Origin of the sequence: Ruminococcus sp. (assembly GCF_016287535.1) — a bacterium.
Lineage (GTDB): Bacteria > Bacillota > Clostridia > Oscillospirales > Ruminococcaceae > Ruminococcus.
Map to the genome: position 1 here is coordinate 165,826 of NZ_JAEFAJ010000001.1, position 17,755 is coordinate 183,580.

15 protein-coding genes are annotated in these 17,755 nt (G+C 43.3%); 3 read left to right on the forward strand and 12 right to left on the reverse strand.

What is annotated here, in order from left to right; genetic code table 11:
• Window positions 1-7: 7 nt before the first annotated feature.
• The 9 genes from QZZ36_RS00800 to QZZ36_RS00840 all read right to left on the reverse strand — a co-directional run bounded on the left by QZZ36_RS00800 (window position 8) and on the right by QZZ36_RS00840 (window position 8,532).
• A complete protein-coding gene (locus QZZ36_RS00800; protein ID WP_295075241.1) occupies window positions 8-481 on the reverse strand; it encodes a V-type ATP synthase subunit K in 474 nt (157 codons plus the stop codon).
• Window positions 474-2,447 (reverse strand): V-type ATP synthase subunit I, encoded by a 1,974-nt coding sequence (locus QZZ36_RS00805; RefSeq protein ID WP_295075243.1) that lies wholly within the window; start codon window positions 2,445-2,447, stop codon window positions 474-476. Before QZZ36_RS00805 ends, QZZ36_RS00800 begins: the two co-directional genes overlap by 8 nt.
• 33 nt (window positions 2,448-2,480) lie before the next feature.
• Entirely contained in the window at window positions 2,481-2,789 is a 309-nt protein-coding gene (locus QZZ36_RS00810) for a hypothetical protein (protein ID WP_295075246.1), read from the reverse strand.
• 228 nt (window positions 2,790-3,017) lie between these two features.
• The gene (locus QZZ36_RS00815; RefSeq protein ID WP_295075249.1) at window positions 3,018-3,476 is read right to left on the reverse strand and encodes an NUDIX hydrolase; all 459 of its coding nucleotides are present in this window, start codon (window positions 3,474-3,476) and stop codon (window positions 3,018-3,020) included.
• The gene (aspS, locus tag QZZ36_RS00820; RefSeq protein WP_295075251.1) at window positions 3,469-5,247 is read right to left on the reverse strand and encodes an aspartate--tRNA ligase; all 1,779 of its coding nucleotides are present in this window, start codon (window positions 5,245-5,247) and stop codon (window positions 3,469-3,471) included. The genes QZZ36_RS00815 and aspS overlap by 8 nt, the downstream gene beginning before the upstream one ends.
• Window position 5,248: 1 nt before the next feature.
• The gene (gene hisS, locus QZZ36_RS00825) at window positions 5,249-6,586 is read right to left on the reverse strand and encodes a histidine--tRNA ligase (RefSeq protein WP_295075253.1); all 1,338 of its coding nucleotides are present in this window, start codon (window positions 6,584-6,586) and stop codon (window positions 5,249-5,251) included.
• 66 nt (window positions 6,587-6,652) lie between these two features.
• The gene (locus QZZ36_RS00830; protein ID WP_009984662.1) at window positions 6,653-7,054 is read right to left on the reverse strand and encodes a methylglyoxal synthase; all 402 of its coding nucleotides are present in this window, start codon (window positions 7,052-7,054) and stop codon (window positions 6,653-6,655) included.
• A gap of 40 nt (window positions 7,055-7,094) precedes the next feature.
• Window positions 7,095-7,832 (reverse strand): AAA family ATPase, encoded by a 738-nt coding sequence (locus QZZ36_RS00835; RefSeq protein WP_295075256.1) that lies wholly within the window; start codon window positions 7,830-7,832, stop codon window positions 7,095-7,097.
• Window positions 7,833-8,025: 193 nt separating this feature from the next.
• Window positions 8,026-8,532 carry a shikimate kinase gene (locus QZZ36_RS00840; RefSeq protein WP_295075259.1) on the reverse strand — a complete coding sequence of 169 codons (507 nt, stop codon included), beginning with the start codon at window positions 8,530-8,532 and terminating at the stop codon, window positions 8,026-8,028.
• A 157-nt stretch (window positions 8,533-8,689) separates the two neighbouring features.
• Between QZZ36_RS00840 and QZZ36_RS00845 the strand changes: the two genes are divergently transcribed.
• The gene (locus QZZ36_RS00845) at window positions 8,690-9,637 is read left to right on the forward strand and encodes a TIGR01212 family radical SAM protein (protein WP_295075262.1); all 948 of its coding nucleotides are present in this window, start codon (window positions 8,690-8,692) and stop codon (window positions 9,635-9,637) included.
• Window positions 9,638-9,664: 27 nt separating this feature from the next.
• Here the strand turns inward: QZZ36_RS00845 and lysA are convergent, their stop codons facing one another.
• From lysA to lon, 3 genes are read right to left on the reverse strand one after another with little or no spacing between them, the layout of a single operon-like run.
• Entirely contained in the window at window positions 9,665-10,963 is a 1,299-nt protein-coding gene (gene lysA, locus QZZ36_RS00850; protein WP_295075265.1) for a diaminopimelate decarboxylase, read from the reverse strand.
• 23 nt (window positions 10,964-10,986) lie between these two features.
• Window positions 10,987-11,589 carry a ribosome biogenesis GTP-binding protein YihA/YsxC gene (gene yihA, locus QZZ36_RS00855; RefSeq protein ID WP_295075630.1) on the reverse strand — a complete coding sequence of 201 codons (603 nt, stop codon included), beginning with the start codon at window positions 11,587-11,589 and terminating at the stop codon, window positions 10,987-10,989.
• 26 nt (window positions 11,590-11,615) lie between these two features.
• Window positions 11,616-13,958, reverse strand: coding sequence for an endopeptidase La (lon, locus tag QZZ36_RS00860; protein WP_295075268.1), 2,343 nt, complete (start codon window positions 13,956-13,958; stop codon window positions 11,616-11,618).
• Between the two features lie 446 nt (window positions 13,959-14,404).
• Here lon and QZZ36_RS00865 point away from each other — a divergent pair, with 446 nt between their 5' ends.
• Together QZZ36_RS00865 and QZZ36_RS00870 are read left to right on the forward strand one after the other, a co-directional pair.
• Entirely contained in the window at window positions 14,405-14,707 is a 303-nt protein-coding gene (locus QZZ36_RS00865) for a YerC/YecD family TrpR-related protein (RefSeq protein WP_295075271.1), read from the forward strand.
• Between the two features lie 69 nt (window positions 14,708-14,776).
• Window positions 14,777-17,695, forward strand: coding sequence for a glycoside hydrolase family 9 protein (locus tag QZZ36_RS00870; protein ID WP_295075274.1), 2,919 nt, complete (start codon window positions 14,777-14,779; stop codon window positions 17,693-17,695).
• The last annotated feature ends 60 nt before the right edge of the window (window positions 17,696-17,755 follow it).

Sequence of the window (17,755 nt, forward strand, 5' to 3'; positions counted from 1 at the left end):
ACCTCCATTATACATTGATCTTCATTATTATAAGAACTGATACAAGAAGTGCAAGGATAGCATAGGTCTCGACCATAGCTGCCATGATGATAGCTTTACCGTTATGTTCGGGCTTCTTTGCAGTAATGCTTACGCCTGCCGCGGCAGCTCTTCCCTGCATGATGCCGGATACAAGACCTACGATAGCGATCGGAAGTGAAGCTGCAAGAAAAGCAAGTCCCTCCTGTACAGTGAGCTCGGCAGCGTTTCCGCTGAGTACATTTGTACGGATAAGAATGAACATTGCAGCAATAAGTCCGTAAAGGCCCTGAGTACCCGGAAGAAGTTCGAGAAGAAGAACCTTGCTGAATTTTGACGGATCCACTGAAACAACTCCTGATGCAGCTTCACCCACAAGGCTTACTCCCTTTGCAGAACCTATTCCTGCAAGAAGCGCTGCAAGTGCAGCTCCTATTAAAGCTAATACTAATCCGTTAGTCATTTGAATTTTCCTCCTTGAATTTTATATACTTGGTATTAACAGTAAGCGGTGCAAATTCACGACCGCCGCCTGTGTAAAATTTACTGAAAAGCTCAACGAACTGCAATCTGTCTGTATGGACATACGCACCAAGCAGATTTATTGCAAGGTTCGCAATATGACCGATCACAAATACGACAATCAGTACTATAAGCTTTACTATTTTATTTTCGGGCATCGTGCCGATAAGGTTTATAACGCTTGCAATGGAACCTGTTGCAAGTCCGAGAGCAAGCAAACGGGAATATGAAAGTATGTCTCCGAAATAGCCTGTAGCAGTATTATAAAGTGCATACACGCCTCCAAAGAACTTTCCGAATATTGATCTGGAAGTCCTGCCTGCCGTAAGTACAAGAATTATAACGCCTGCGACAAGCATATACAGTCCTGTCGTTCTGAGAGGCTCCGAAACAATCATGAACATTCCGGCACCTACAGGAGCTATGCCAAGAACTATAAGGTATATCGGCAATGCGTCAAATATTGCATCAAGCTTTTTGCCTGTATCCCACGTCATTTTGAAAGATACCGTCACACCAAGCAGCAGATGCAGTATGCCGAGTCCGAAAGACACGAGCAGTAGTTTTACAGGATCGGTAATAGGTTCAAACCATAAGGCAATACTGCCGATCTCCTTATCAAAGAAATTACTTGCGACAACCTGTACGATATCACCGAACCAACTGCCAAACAATGCACCCCAGAATACAGTTGATATGCCACAGTTTCTGAACATTGTCAATGTTTTTCTCATAGTGTCTTCAAGTTTGAATTTCCTAAGTGCTATTGTCGTTCCGATCACCATCAGCAGACCGTAACCGGCGTCTGAAAGCATCATACCGAAGAAAAGGTAATAGAAAAACGACATTACCGGTGTAGGATCAACATCACCCTTCGCTGGCATTGCATACATTTTTGTTATCTCTTCTATAGGTGTTGAAAACTTGCTGTTTTCAAGCAATACAGGTACATCTTCATCATCAGAAGGATCGGTAAAGGATATCGCTGCCGTATACTTCGACTTGATCTCCTTTTCAAGTGATCCGGTAAATTTTTCGGGAATATAACCATTGAGGACGAAGGTGCTTTCTGTAAAACCAAGACCGCTCAAAGCGTCATATTTTTCCTTTCTCATCTGGAGATAGTCTATTACGAATCTGAGCTGCTGCCTGTTTTCGGAAAGCTTTATTATATTCTCCTTTGCTTTTTCCGTATCTGAGTCAAGCTTCTTGATTTCAGCCATATACGATGAGATCAGCTCCGACGGAGTCTTGCCTTCAGGATCGGATACATGGGAAAAAGCAAGCTTTCTAAGAACATCACCAGCTTCTTCATAAGAAGCCTTACTGCAAATTACAAAAAGGTTTGTCTGTTCCTTGGCAGCGTTTATGACTTCAACACTGCAGTTTTCAGGGAGCTTTTCTTCAAGTTCCTCTGCGGTTGTCAAATAAGGCAGAGTTCCTATATATACAGCCGTGGTAGCAGTTCCTTTAAAATTGAGAGGAACATCCAGAGACTTCCATCTTTCAAGCATATCGCACTTTATCTGCAGCTGAGAGACAGAGTTTGCAGCTTCGGTAATAAAGCGCTGATTCTTTATGATTTCATTTGCAGCTCCCATTACCTGTTCCATATGCATGGCTTCCTTGCCGAATTCATGCTTTTCAACTTCCGTCTTTCCTCCGAGAAGATCTCTGAAACCGGCTTTTTCCGGTGCAATATAATCTATGATTTCCAGAGCCTGAACAGCCGTATTCCTGAACTTGTCAAATTCACCAACAACAGCCGTTACATTAGTGTTTTCAAGTTCTTCATCGTCATTTCGCGTTATCTCAACGACTCCGCGCCGCTGAAGGAGCTCAATAATTTTCTTACTGTCAGTAAGCATCGCTATGAGCTCGATCTTTTTCATTTTTAATATCGCCATCTATCACATCACTCTCCTTTTCGAAGGCAGATCTCAAAAATAGCGGCTGATTATTTCATCAACAGCTTTGCCGGTATTCTTATCAGCTTGCTGTTTTATGCTGTCATTTTTCTTCTGACATTCAGCTTCTGCGTTTTTTCTGTAGTTTTCAAGTTTCCTGTCATAATCAGCTTTAAGCTTTGATAATTCCGTATGAGCTTCACCGAGCTTTTTCTGTATAGCCAGTGCAGACCGACCGGTAGCGTTACTGATTATATCATCCCGCTGTTTACGCGCCTCCGCATTTTTTTTATCTGAAAGTGCTTCAGCCTCAAGGATCCTTTTTACTGCCTCAGATGCCATATATACACCTCCTAAAAATGACCCAAAGTCATTTAATAACTTGATTATAACATCTATTTTTCAATTAGTCAATATTGGAATTATTAAATAAATCTAACAATAAAGACAAAGGGAGCCCACCCTACAGACAGCTCCCTTAAAAATTATTAAGTTTATAGTTAATATTATACTCCATATCACGAAAAAAGTCAATAATAATCTTTGACTTTTTATACTTTTTCAGTACATTCACACACCAAATATCTCATATTCCCCTGCTTTCAGGGATATCGACCTGTATTCGCCTTTTTTCAGCGTATTTTCCTTATCATCGATATATGCATTGAGAATGGCACGGCTCATATTTGTGATATCATTTCTTTTTACCGCTTCCTCAGGAGTAAGCAAGAGAACTTCGCTGTTCTCATAGCCATCGGAATGAGGCTCACCTGATAAATATTTCATTCGGAAAACAATTATCCACTGCTCCGAACGGAACTGTACGGCAAACACCGATTCAGCAGAAGCATCAACACCTGTTTCTTCAAATACTTCTCTTTTCACGGCTTCCGAAGGAAGCTCTCCTTCCTTCAGATAACCGCCAGGTATCAGTATACGTTCTTTTGCCGGTCCGTAAGTATGCCTGACAAAGAGAATATTGCCGTCAATGTCAACTATACCACAGACTGCGTAATACTTATTACTCACCTTCTTTTTTTACAACGCTTATGCCAAGAACATCAAGGCTTTCATCGTCAACGTATGAGGGACATTCGGACATCAGCTCACTTGCGTTCTGGACCTTCGGGAACGCCGTAACGTCACGGAGACTGTCAGCCTTGCACATTATCATTGCAAGTCTGTCAAGACCAATGCCCATTCCACCGTGAGGCGGCGCACCATATCTGTAAGCGTCAACAAGGAATCCGAATTTAGCCTGTATCTCTTCATCAGTCATACCGAGAGCCTCAAACATCTTCTGCTGAAGCTCATAGTCCGTAATACGCATAGAGCCGCTTGATAGCTCTGTTCCGTTAAGTACAAGATCCCACGCCTTTGCACGTACATTTGCAGGATCACTGTCAAGGTACTCAAGGCACTCTTCCATAGGCATTGTGAACGGATGATGAGCCGCTACCCATGTATTATTTTCGTCATCATGCTCGAAGAACGGCATTTCTGTGATCCAGAGGAAATTATACTTATCCTCAGGAATAACGTCAAGTCTCTTACCGCATATAAGTCTTATCGCACCAAGCGTTGCAAGAACAGTTTTTGTCCTGTCAGCACATATAAGAACAAGATCGCCTTCATGCGCATCAACTGCGGCGCATATTTTTTCAAGCTCTCCGTCGGCAAGAAATTTCTTGAATGAGCAGTTCGGTTCATCAGCCCAACGTATATAAGCAAGTCCCTTAGCGCCGATTCCCTTTGCGTGTTCAACAAGCTTGTCTATCTCCTTACGGGTGTAAGTTGCAGCACCGTTCTTTACGTTTATCGCACATACTGAACCGCCATCTTCAATAGCACTCCTGAATACCACAAAATCAATATCCTTTACAGTATCTGTGATATCCTGTATCTCAAAGCCGAAACGTGTATCAGGCTTATCAGAACCATAACGGTTCATAGCGTCTGCAAAGGTAATTCTCGGAAGCGGAGTTGGAACGTCAACACCGATTACCTCCTTGAATACTCTCTGAATAAAACCTTCAACACACTCCTGAATATCCTCAGCGTCAACAAATGACATTTCAAGGTCTATCTGTGTGAATTCAGGCTGACGGTCTGCTCTGAGGTCTTCATCACGGAAGCAGCGTGCAAGCTGTATATACCTGTCATATCCTGATACCATAAGGAGCTGTTTATAGATCTGAGGAGACTGCGGAAGAGCATAGAACTTGCCCGGATGTACTCTTGACGGGATAAGATAGTCCCTTGCGCCCTCAGGAGTGGATTTCATCATCATAGGAGTCTCTATTTCAAGGAAGCCGTTCTCATAGAAATACTCACGTGTCACCTTAGCTATCTCATGGCGCATGATGATATTCTGCTGCAGCGGTGCACGTCTGAGATCAAGATAACGGTATTTAAGTCTGAGCTCGTCATTTACCTTTGTTTCATTAACTATCTCAAAAGGAGGTGTCTGCGCCTTGGCAAGTATCCTGAGGTCATTGACAAAAATCTCAACATTTCCTGTTTTAAGCTTGTCGTTCTTGCTTTCACGCTCGCGCACTTCTCCCTTCGCCATAAGAACATATTCACTCTTGCATGAAGCAGCTTTTTCAAACAGTCCGCGGTCTGTTTCATCATTGAAAAGGAGCTGAACAACACCGGTCCTGTCTCTGAGAACGATAAAAATAACTCCGCCCTTATCTCTTATTCTGTCAACGAATCCGCCGACTACAACTTCTTTTCCGGCCTCAGTCACTTCTCCGCAGTAATGTGTACGTTTGAGACCTTTCATATTATCTGCCATCTTATTTGTCCTCCCCTGCGAATGTGAACAGCGAGCCGTTTCCGTCTTCGTCCATTACATCGAGAATTTTATTAAAGTATTCGTTTTCAAAGTTAGCTGTGAATTTTTCGTTCAGAAGCATTTCTACCTCGTTGCCGCTTTCCATTTCTTTCAGCTTTGCCTTGCCGCTTTCAAGCTCATTATCACCGAGAACCATTGTATAAGCTGCTCCGATCTTATTAGCGTACTTCATCTGAGCTTTTATTCCTCTGCCCATCAGATCATATTCCGCGCAGTATCCGAATTCACGGAGCTCTTTTACAAGCTCCATAGCTTTTTCAAGAGCAGCATCGCCCATTGTGGCAAAATAAATATCACATTTTTTCGGAGTAAGGAAATCACAATTCTGCTTATCCATAACAAGAAGGAGCCTTTCTATACCCATTGCAAAGCCAAGCGCAGGTGTATGCTGACCGCCAAGCTGTTCGATAAGTCCGTCATATCTGCCTCCGCCGCAAACAGTTCCCTGTGCGCCGATCTCTGTGGTAACGAACTCAAAGACAGTTTTTGTATAATAATCAAGTCCTCTTACGATCTTTGGATTTACCTTAAATTCAATACCAAGATTTGTAAGATAGGTCTGAAGCTTTCTGAAATGTTCATCACATTCTTCACAGAGATAATCCGTGATAACAGGTGCATCTTTGGCGATTCCCTGACAAATAGGGCTCTTGCAGTCAAGAAGCCTCATGGGATTCTTTGCGAGACGCTCCTTGCAGGTATCACAGATTTCTTCCTTGTGAGGCTCAAAATAAGCTCTGAGTGCTTCGTGGTACTTGGCACGGCAGGTCGGACAACCGATGGAATTTATATTCAGTTCGATATTTTTCAGACCAAGTCTGGTAAGAAGTGTTTTTGCGAGAGAGATGACCTCTGCATCAGCAGTAGGAGCGGCACTTCCTGCCATTTCAAGTCCGAACTGATGGAATTCGCGCAGTCTTCCTGCCTGCGGACGCTCATGTCGGAAACAGGACAGTAAATAATATACCTTTTGCGGAAGCGCTTCATTAAGAAGACCGTTCTGAAGCATAGCTCGGATTGTTCCTGCAGTTCCCTCTGGACGAAGGGTAAACTCTGTCTCCTTTGCCTTTACCGTATACATTTCCTTCTGCACCACATCTGTAGTTTCTCCTACAGAACGAAGGAAAAGATCAGTATTTTCAAAAGTCGGGATCCTTATCTCAGAAAAGCCGAAGCTTTCAGCGGTCTCCCGTGCTATCTTTTCAACCGTATGCCATTTATAGACATCTTTAGGCAGAACGTCTTCTGTTCCATTCGGACGTTTGATATTTATTGCCATATATTTCAAGCCTTTCCTGTATGTTTTTACATGAAAATTGTCCCTTTGAAAGGGACAATTGATGATTCAGATACTCGGATTACCGACTTCACGCCAATCAAGATCTCCTCTTTCGAGTGCAAGGATAAGCGCTTCTGCGGTAGCGATGTTTGTTGCAACAGGTACGTTGTGAACATCACAAAGTCTGAGAAGGTTCATGCCGTGAACATCTGCTGCCTTTGGATTGATCGGATCGCGGAAGAAAAGAAGAACATCAACCTCGTTGCACGAAAGAAGCGCAAGGATCTGTTCAGCTCCTCCCTGACCGCTGAGATATCTTTTTATAGGAAGACCGGTAGCTTCGCTTACCTGCTTTCCTGTTGTATTTGTAGCTATAAGAGTATGCTTTGAAAGGATTCCGCAGTAAGCGCTGCAGAACTGTACCATAAGCTCTTTTTTCGCATCATGTGCTATAATTGCGATTTTCATTATAATGCCCTTTCCCCGCTAAGCGGATATATTTCATGTTTTATACAGTTTTAACTGTAAGCGGAATGAATTCTCCGCCGAGTCTTTTTGATATTGCGTCAAAAGCCTTGAGAGCTTCGCTGTCGGTAGGAATAGGATTGCCCTTACCGGTAGCAACAGTCATTTTGAAGTCATCCGGAATAACACCGATGAGCTGTACGCCCACCTTGTCGATTATCTCATCAAGGTTGGATATCAGCTCCGCACCGATTATCTTCTTGCTGATCTTATTTATGATAAGCCGCTGGCTCTTGTTTCCTCTATTATAGAACTCATCCGACATAAGACTTGCATCTCTTATGCAGACCGGATCAGGTGTGGATATCACAAGAATAAGATTTGCCTGTTCAACAATATCGAAAACATGGGAATTTATTCCGGCACCTGTATCAATAATGATGTACTCGAAGTATTTCTTTACAGAACGGCATATTTCAACGATCTGCTCAGCGTTCACCGCTGTAAGCGTTTTTGGAGCGCAGAGAATATTCAGATTTGAAGCCATAGGTATCTGTGCAACTGCTTCAAGAGCAGTTTTCTTTCCGTTCAGTACATCGCCGAGATCATACCTTATATTTTCTTCAACGCCGAAGATGATATCAAGGCATCTCAGACCGAAATCAAGCTCGATGATAAGCGTCCTGTGTCCCTGTTTAGCGAGAGTGTAGCCGATTCCTGCGCAAACGGTAGATTTACCGGTTCCGCCTTTTCCTGAAGTAACAGCAATTATTTTAGACATTTTTATTCCTTTCCGATATCCGAAAGCCAAAGCAGATCAACTGCATAGACGGCGCGGAAGTCTTATAATTACTTTTAAAAATAATCCTATTTTACATTATAACACATAATTAGCTAAAAGTCAAAGAACTTTTTAAACAAAACATAAAATTGTGCAAATCGAACCTGTCAGCACAGCGAGCATTGTTGATTTCTTACAAATATTCATCGAGCGCATCAAGAATTTTAATTATAGTTTTCTCAACATTGCAACTGTTCTCATCAATAATGATATCCGCATATTTTTCATATATAGGCGCCCTTTCTTTGTACAGTCCGCTCAGAGACTGCCCTTCCCTGATAACTACGCCGCGATTTTTGATATTACCAAGCCGGTATCTTAGTTTACTGTAATCAAGCTTCAGATATATAACAATGCCGTCATCGGAAAGATTTTTCATCGCCTCAGCACCGTATACAGCACTTCCGCCGGTCGCAATAACAGACCGTTCAGCTTTTAATCCTTTGATTATCCTGTTCTCAGTTTCAATAAATCCTTCTGTTCCTTTTTCTGCAATTATTTCTTTAAGAAGTTTTTTCTCTTCTTCCTGGATAACAATATCTGTATCAACGAATCTGTATCCCAGCAGCTTTGCAAGAATCACACCTATGGTACTTTTTCCGACTCCAGGCATACCAATAAGAACAATATTTTTATCCACTGTTTTCCCCCGCTTTTCTGTTACTCTTATATTTTAACTCACTTTGTGCAAAATGTCAATAGATAATTCAGCCATATATTGCGATTTTATTTTCCGAACACTAAATATTGACAATTACTGATGAATATGATAACATATTTTTACAAGGAGTGAAGCCATGAAAAGAAGTCCTTTTGAATATTCAAACGACAATAAGCGCTATCACACGCTGAATTACCACAATCTCATCAAATATGGTCAGAAAATACATAAAGCTGTACTTGACTGCGGTTTTACCTGTCCGAACATCGATGGAACCAAGGGCAGAGGCGGGTGTATTTTCTGTGATGGCGGAAGCGGTTATTTCACACACGGTGAACTTGACGTCATGTCACAGTTAAAAAGTGAAGAAAAACGTATTTTCAGCAAGTACGGTGACAGCGCACGTTTTATTGCATATTTTCAGGCTAATACCAATACATACGCTCCTGTCAGCAAACTGCGTGAAATATACTGTTCAGTGCTCAATGATCCCAGTGTATGCGGAATATCTGTCGGAACACGTGCAGATTGTCTGCCTGATGATGTTATCGGCCTTCTTTCCGATATCAGCCGAAAAACTGACCTTACTGTTGAACTCGGAATGCAGAGCTGTCATGAAAAGACCATAGACATAATAAACCGCTGTTACACACACGATGAATTTCTGAAGGGGTTTCGCAAACTTAAATCAAACGGTATCCGTACCTGTATACACGTTATAAACGGTCTGCCGGGCGAAGATGCTGAAATGATGATAAAAACCGCCGCTGAACTTGCAAAGCTTTCCCCTGACGCGGTAAAGCTCCAGATGCTTCATGTTATAAAAGGCACCACTCTTGCTGATATGTTTCAAAAGAGAGATATCCGTCTGCTTGAGCGTGATGAATATATCGATATAATTGTTAAGCAGCTTGAACTGCTGCCTCCGCAAACTGTTATTGAAAGGATAACGGGTGACGGTGACAAGTCAAAGCTCTTAGCTCCTTCATGGAGCGCTGACAAGATATCCGTTCTCGGCGGTATCGACAAAAGATTGGCCGAACTGGATACATGGCAGGGAAAAAACTATAAAAAACAGGTGTGAAGCTATCCTTGCACACCTGTTTATTTTTTATATGTCGTTCCTGATTATATCATCAAGAGTTTCCCTCTTTACAACGATCCTTGACTTGCCATCGTTCACAAAAACTACAGCAGGCTTCTGGAGCCTGTTATAATTTGAGGACATTGAGTAATTATAGGCTCCTGTCGCACAGACAGCGATGATATCACCGGAGTCCGCGTGCTGAAGAGGCATATTCTCACCGATAAGGTCACCGCTTTCACAGCATTTTCCGGCAATGGTTACTTTTTCGCTTTTTTCTTCGCCCGCCTTGTTAGCCACAACCGCATCGTACTCCGAACCGTAAAGGATATATCTCGGATTATCAGCCATGCCGCCGTCTACGGAAATATATGTCCTGATGTTCGGTATTTCCTTACGAGCACCGACCGTATAAAGTGTTATTCCGGCAGGACCTGCGATTGAACGTCCGGGCTCTATGAACATTTTCGGAAGTTTAAGTCCAAGTGAAGCACACTCAGCTTTAACGACTTCTGACACTTTTTCAAGATATACCTCAAAGGGCTTAGGATCATTCTCGGCTACGTACCTTATACCGAATCCGCCGCCAAGATTAAGTCCTTCTATCTCGTAGTTCAGCTCGCTCTTTATCTTTGCAATAAATGACAGCATTACCCTTGCGGCTTCTTCAAAAGGCGCGATATCAAAGATCTGCGAACCAATATGGCAATGAAGTCCGAAAAGTCTGACATTTTTACAGTTTACAGCTTCTTTTACAGCTTCAAATGCTTCTCCCGTTTCAAGAGCAAATCCGAATTTGCTGTCTATCTGCCCTGTTTTTACGAAATCATGTGTATGAGCATCTATTCCCGGCTTTATACGGAACATGATCCTGGGCTGTGCATTTTTCTTCTCAGCTATTCTTTCAAGCCTGTGAAGCTCGCTGATATTATCGACTATTATGTGACCAACACCGACCTTTACAGCATACTCCAGTTCCTCATCAGTCTTGTTGTTACCATGGAAGCCTATTTTTTCCATCGGAAATCCTGCTTTTACAGCTGTGTAAAGCTCACCTATCGAAACAACATCAAGACCGTCGCCCTCACTTGCGACTATCCTGCACATTTCCATACAGGAAAAAGCCTTGCTTGCGTAGTGGACTTCTCCCATGCCGCCATAGTACTTATTCATACTGTCGTGAAAACGCCTGAGACTGTTTCTGACAACCTGTTCGTCCATAACATAGAGCGGAGTGCCGTATTCCTTTGTCAGCTCCACGGTGTCAACGCCTCCGACAGTAAGGTGTCCGGCAGAATTAACGCTCAAATTTTCGGATACAAACATATTTAACATCCTTTCGTGTGTATTTATTCAACAGTGACGTCATTGTCATCTGCGATATCCTCAACGATCTTTCTGAGCTCTTCCACGCCCTCCAAGGTCTGGGAGGAAAAAGGTATACAGTGAATATCCTCAAAGCATGGTATCTCATCTCTGAAAGCTTCCATTCGTTTGGCGCGTTCCGTCTTGTTCAGCTTATCAGCTTTTGTAAGAACAAGTACAAAAGGCATCTCTGTATCAATAAGGAAATTTATCATGTGAACGTCATCCTTTGTGGGAGCATGGCGCATATCCACAAGCATGAACACAAGCCGTATATCCCTGTCCGCACCAAGATAACCTTCTATAAGTCCTGCCCAGCGCTCCTTCTCGGATTTTGCGACCTTGGCATATCCGTAACCGGGAAGGTCAACAAAATATATGTGCTCAAGACCATAAAAATTTATGGTAGCCGTTTTTCCCGGTACAGAACTGACACGGGCAAGATTCTTACGGTTAAAAAGCCTGTTTATAAGCGTGGACTTTCCGACGTTTGAATGTCCTGCAAAAGCTATTTCAATACGATCCGGAGCCGGTATCTGTGAAAACTTTCCGTAAGACGCTGAAAACTCAGCTTTATTGTAATTCAGTTTCACCTTTGCTCCTCCTTACCAACTTATTTTACAAGCGCCTCACCAAGTACATCTTTCAGGTCAGATGCGTAAACAAAGCCTATCGAGTCCTTGACAACATTATCAACTTCCTCAAGATCCGGCTTGTTTTCTTCCGGAATGATAACAGTTTTTATGCCCGCTTTATAAGCAGCCATGGTTTTTTCACGCAGTCCGCCGATGGGAAGCACCTTTCCGTGAAGAGTAACCTCGCCTGTCATGGCAATGTCTGATCTGACTTTAAGACCTGACAGAGCTGAAACAAGTGCAGTTGTCATAGTGACGCCGGCAGACGGTCCGTCCTTAGGAACAGCTCCTTCCGGAGCGTGTATATGTATATCCTTATCCTTGTAAAAATCCGGATCTATCTTGTATTTCTCGGCAATACTGCGCACATAGCTTACAGCTATCCTTGAACTTTCCTTCATAACATCGCCCAGAGAACCTGTGACTTCGATCTTACCTGTTCCCTTCATAACAAGGACTTCAATCGGCATTAACACGCCGCCTACAGAGGTCCACGCAAGACCGTTTACAACGCCTACCTGATCATTCTTTGAAGAAAGATCCCCAGTATATCTGCGTATGCCAAGAAGTTCGTTCAGATCCTTTGCCTTGACAGAAACACGGCTGACTTCACCGGCAGCTATTTTCTTGGCTGTTTTTCTGCAAAGCGAAGCTATGCATCGTTCAAGAGAACGCACACCGGCTTCCTTTGTATAATACTGTATGAGCTCATTTATCGTATCATCAGCTATTCTGAGCTGTGAAGCTCTAAGCCCGTGTTCTTTCAGCTGCTTGGGAATAAGGTGTTCCTTTGCGATATGGAATTTTTCCTCAGCTGTATAGCTCGGAAGTTCGATAACTTCCATTCGGTCAAGCAGCGGTGCGGGAATCGCACTTACATTGTTGGCTGTTGTTATAAATACAGCTTTGCTCAGATCGAACGGTATTTCAAGGAAATGATCCCTGAACGCATAGTTCTGCTCTGCATCAAGAACTTCAAGCATCGCGGATGAAGGATCGCCTTTTATGTCACTGCACAGCTTGTCGATCTCGTCAAAAAGTATAAGCGGATTAGCAGAGCCTGCCTGCGTGATCGCTGTAATAACACGTCCCGGCATAGCGCCGACATAGGTTTTTCTGTGTCCTCTGATATCTGCCTCATCACGGACGCCGCCGAGAGAAACTCTCGCATATTTCCTGCCCATTGCTTTAGCAATGGATTTAGCGATCGAAGTCTTTCCTATACCTGGAGGTCCCGCAAGACAGATAATCTGTCCCTTGATCTCAGGATTCAGCATATGGACCGCAAGAAATTCAAGTATACGTTCCTTGACCTTTTTAAGACCATAGTGATCTTTTTCAAGCACAGCCTCAGCCTTATCCATGGAAAGTTTTGCCTTCGTATACTTCCCCCACGGCAGATCAAGAACTGTGTCAAGATAATTCTTGATTACGAACGCCTCCTGGGATGCCGGAGGAAGCTTTGTGAGCTTATCCGCTTCCTTCAGGAGCTTTTCCTTGCTCTTTTCATCCATTTTGAGATCCATTATATCATTTATATAACCGAAAGCTTCTTCGCCCTCATCTTCACCAAGCTGCTCCTGAATGACTCTGAGCTGCTCACGAAGATAAAACTCACGCTGTCCTTTGTCAATGCTGTTTTTAGTCTGCTCGTTAATGAGGTTTTCAAGTTCGAGTATTTCGACCTCCGAGGTAAGACAGGCAAAGAGAACGGAAAGCTTGTTGATAATACTTGTCTCCTCAAGAAGTGTCTGCTTGTCTCTGTAATTAAGGTTGCAGTTGAATGTTACTGTTTCAAAAAGCTTTACAGGCGAATCCTGAGTCATAATTGAATTCAGGAGTTCCTTCGGCATTTTAGGGAAAAATGAAGCATATCTCTCGAATACGTCCTTTATTGAACGCATGAGAGCCTCAGCTTCAACTTCGTCATACTTTATACGTGAATAGGTAGGAGTACGCCTTACCTCTGCTTTAAGCACTTCACCGTCATCAATAAGTCTTACAAGATTTGCCTTGTATACACCTTCAACAAGCACTTTCATAACATTGTCCGGAAGCTTCAGTACCTGTTTTATCTCGGCAACAACTCCGACTTTGTAAAGATCCGATGCTTTGGGATTATCTATGTACGCTTCATGCTGAGTAACGAGAAAAAGTTTTCCTCCCTCTTTGAGTGAGCGTTCAACGGCAGCCATAGACTTGCTGCGCGAAACATCAAAATGCATCACCATTTTCGGGAAAGCAACAAGCCCCCTCATAGCAACAGTATAAAGAATATTGGATTCCTCTATATTTTTATCACTTTTAATGGTTTGTTCCATAAAATCACCGCATTTCTCATGGTATCATATCCTTGTGAACAAAAAGCTGTTCATAGATATTATACTATAAAGCTTAAAAAAATTCAACCCCCTCATAGCAGCATGGCGATAAAATAATTTACCATAAAAGTATTTTCCATAATTAATTGCTGATACAAATCAGCATTATCTACAGTTAACAAATACTGATATTTGTTGATTTATACGAAAACTTGCGAAGATTTGGTATGTTACGCCAAAATTTGCGATTTCAGGAAATTTTACTTTACTTTTTGTTAAGAATGTGGTATGATATACACAAAGGTGTAATTTATTTCTTATTGTATTATAACAAACAAACATTTTCCTTTTGTATAAAAAAGGGCTTTACTTTTACGGAATAATGTGTTAAAATGTTTAGTAAGAAATTGTTTGGTTATGCCTTTATGGCAGATTGGAGAATTAATATGATAGACAAGATAAAATCTGAAAGCATGGACCTGCTTTTTGAAGCCATTCTTACACTTGAATCCATTGATGACTGCTATAAGTTCTTTGATGATCTCTGTACAAGCATTGAGCTGAAATCATTTGCTCAGCGCCTTCATGTCGCAAGGCTCCTTGACGAACACCGCGTCTATAACAGCATCGTAACCGAAACAGGTGCAAGTACCGCTACCATAAGCAGAGTCAACCGTTCATTAAAGGACGGAAACGACGGATATAATATAGTTTTTGACAGACTCAAGGGGAAGAATCTGCTCAAATAAAAACGTGAAAAAAGAATGCTCTCAAGGCAGAGAAGCGTTCGAAAAATTACTCTTGAAAGGAAGATCTAAATGGACAAGGCGAAGATGCTCAAAAAATCATTAGCCTGCTTGTCTGCTGCTGCTACACTTATGTCATGCAGTCTCCTGACAGGCGCAAATGCTGCGGTTATCACCGAGGGCAAGGAAAACAACTACCATAATTTTGCAGAGGCTCTGCAGCTTGCACTGTGCTTCTATGATGCAAACAAGTGCGGTGATGAGGTGGCGGATGACGGCTATTATTCATGGCGTTCAAACTGTCACGTAATCGACGGCGAGATCCCGCTACAGCCTATGAGCCCGATGCCTACTGTTGGTAAGGGCAAGTCTGACGATCAGCTGAAGGAAGATCAGGGTCTCGGACAGGGCGACAGCGGAAAGGCAAAGCCAAATCTCGGTGACGACGATCCCGACCTCTATGTCGGTGTAAATATGAGTTCTTCATTTATCGAGAAGAACAGAAAGTACCTTGATCCCGACGGAAACGGCACTCTTGACCTCACAGGCGGCTGGCACGACGCAGGTGACCACGTTAAGTTCGGTCTCCCCGGCAGCTATTCTGCATCCACAGTTGGCTGGGGTTACTATGAATTCCGTGATTCCTATGAGGAACTCGGTCTTCAGAAGCACGTTGAAGATGAGCTTCACTGGATCAACGACTACTTCATGAAAGCAACTTTCATGGATGATAATGACAATGTTATTGCTTACTGCTATCAGGTAGGCGAAGGTAACAACGACCATAACTACTGGTGTCCGCCTGAACTTCAGCAGGACAACACAATGGTCGCTTCATCTTCTTGTGCTGTTAAGCGTCCCGCTTACTTTGCAACAGAGGAAATGCCTGCTTCCGACCAGTGTGCAGGTGCAGCCGCTTCACTCGCTATAAACTACCTCAACTTCAAGGATACTGAACCTGAATATGCTGAAAAGTGTCTCAAGTACGCAAAGGCTCTTTATGACTTTGCTGTAAAGACACACATTGAGGAATGGGAGCCCGGTATGGTACCAAGCAACTCAAGCCTTGGTTACGATGGCGGTTTCTATACATCCAGCTATGACTACGATGAACTTGCCTGGGCTGCCGTATGGCTCTACTACTGTACCGAAAACTATGATTATATAGACGATATTATCTCAGTTGATACTTCTAAGCCGATTTCTGACAGTGGTTCATATGATGAACAGGCTCAGACTGGTCAGCAGCCTTCTTACGCTTACACAGGCTATATGAAACGTATCATTACTGATACAGGCAACTGCTGGCAGAATATCTGGGTTCACTGCTGGGATACTGTTTGGGGCGGTGTTTTCGCAAAGCTTGCTCCTGTTACAAATACTGCACGTGACTGGTATATCTTCCGTTACAACCTTGAGTTCTGGTCAGGCTGTTCCAAGACAACTGACTGCTCTGATTGGGGCTATGAGCCTGTTCACAGTCATAAGTATTTCGGCAGAGACGATTATCTCTGGAATATGCCGATGACTTGCGATCAGATTGCTGATCTCCCCGACAGTGAGACAAGCGGTGACTTCATCGCTAAGTCTCCCAACGGCTGGGCTGTTGTTTCAGGTTACGGTTCCGCACGTTACAATACTGCAGCAGGTCTCTGCGCTTGTGTTTACGCCAAGACAACCGGTGATGAAGTATTCCTCCCTTGGGCAAAGGCTCAGATGGAATACATTCTCGGTAAGAACCCTATGGGTTATGCTTACGAAGTAGGTTACGAATATAACTTTGCTTCACATCCGCATCACCGTTCATCACACTGCTCAGCTACACAGAGCATGGACGACCCGATAATCCAGGTACACACTCTCTGGGGTGCTCTCGTTGGAGGTCCCGGCCTTAAAGACGAGCACGTTGACGAGACAAAGGACTATATCTACAACGAAGTTACCGACGACTATAACGCAGGTTTCTGCGGCGACCTTGCAGGACTGTACCACTACTACGGTACAAAGGGCAAGGAGTATGAGGACGAGAACTACGTCATTGAAGACTTTAATATGTCTGAAAACGCTATCGGCTACGATCAGGTAGACGAAAACGGCGATCCCCTCCCCGTTGGATACTTCGTATCAGGCGGTAAGGCACAGGAGAAGGCAGACGGTATCCAGCTCAAGCTTGTTCTCCACAACAGAACGATCAATCCTCCGAGATTTGAGTGTGATGTAAAGGCAAGATACTTCTTCAACATCAAGGAGCTTCTCGATAACGGCTATGACGTGGATTACCTTGTTCCCCGTATCGACTACGATCAGGAAGCAGGCTACACAAACAACAAGTCACACGCTGTGCTTTCCGATCCTGTAAAGTATGACGACGACGGAACATATTACGTTGAAGTTACATGGAAGGACTGCAAGTTCTACGGAAGCCGTGTATACCAGTTCGCGCTTACAACAAAGATGGATCCAGAGACAAACGAGTATCCTGAGTGGGATTCTTCAAACGACTACAGCTATGCTGATCTCGTAAGCTTTGAGGACGATAACTCAGCTGCTGCTATCACTGATAAGGTTACTCTTTATGCAGGTGATAGACTCATCTGGGGTACAGAACCTGACGGAACTACAGCAGGCAATGCAAGTGGTTTTGTTGTATCCCACGACAGTGAAGAAGGTACTACAACGACAACAACAAAGCCCACAGGCACAACTACTGTTACTTCCACAACAAGCACTTCATCTGAGTCAGGAAACGACAATATCGCTTACGGTGACGCTAACTGCGACGGTTCAGTTGATATGGCAGATGCAGTTCTCATAATGCAGTCACTGGCTAATCCTGATAAGTACGGCTTGAACGGTACAGATACTCACCACATAACAGCTGACGGACTTGCAAATGCTGACTGTGACGCAGCAAAGGGCGTTACAACAAACGATGCACTTGCAATACAGCTCTTCTTACTGAAGAAAGGCGAAATGCCAGCTAAAGCATAATAATTAAAGGAGAACCTTTAAAGGTTCTCCTTTTTTCATACCTTTCTCTGATAAAGGACA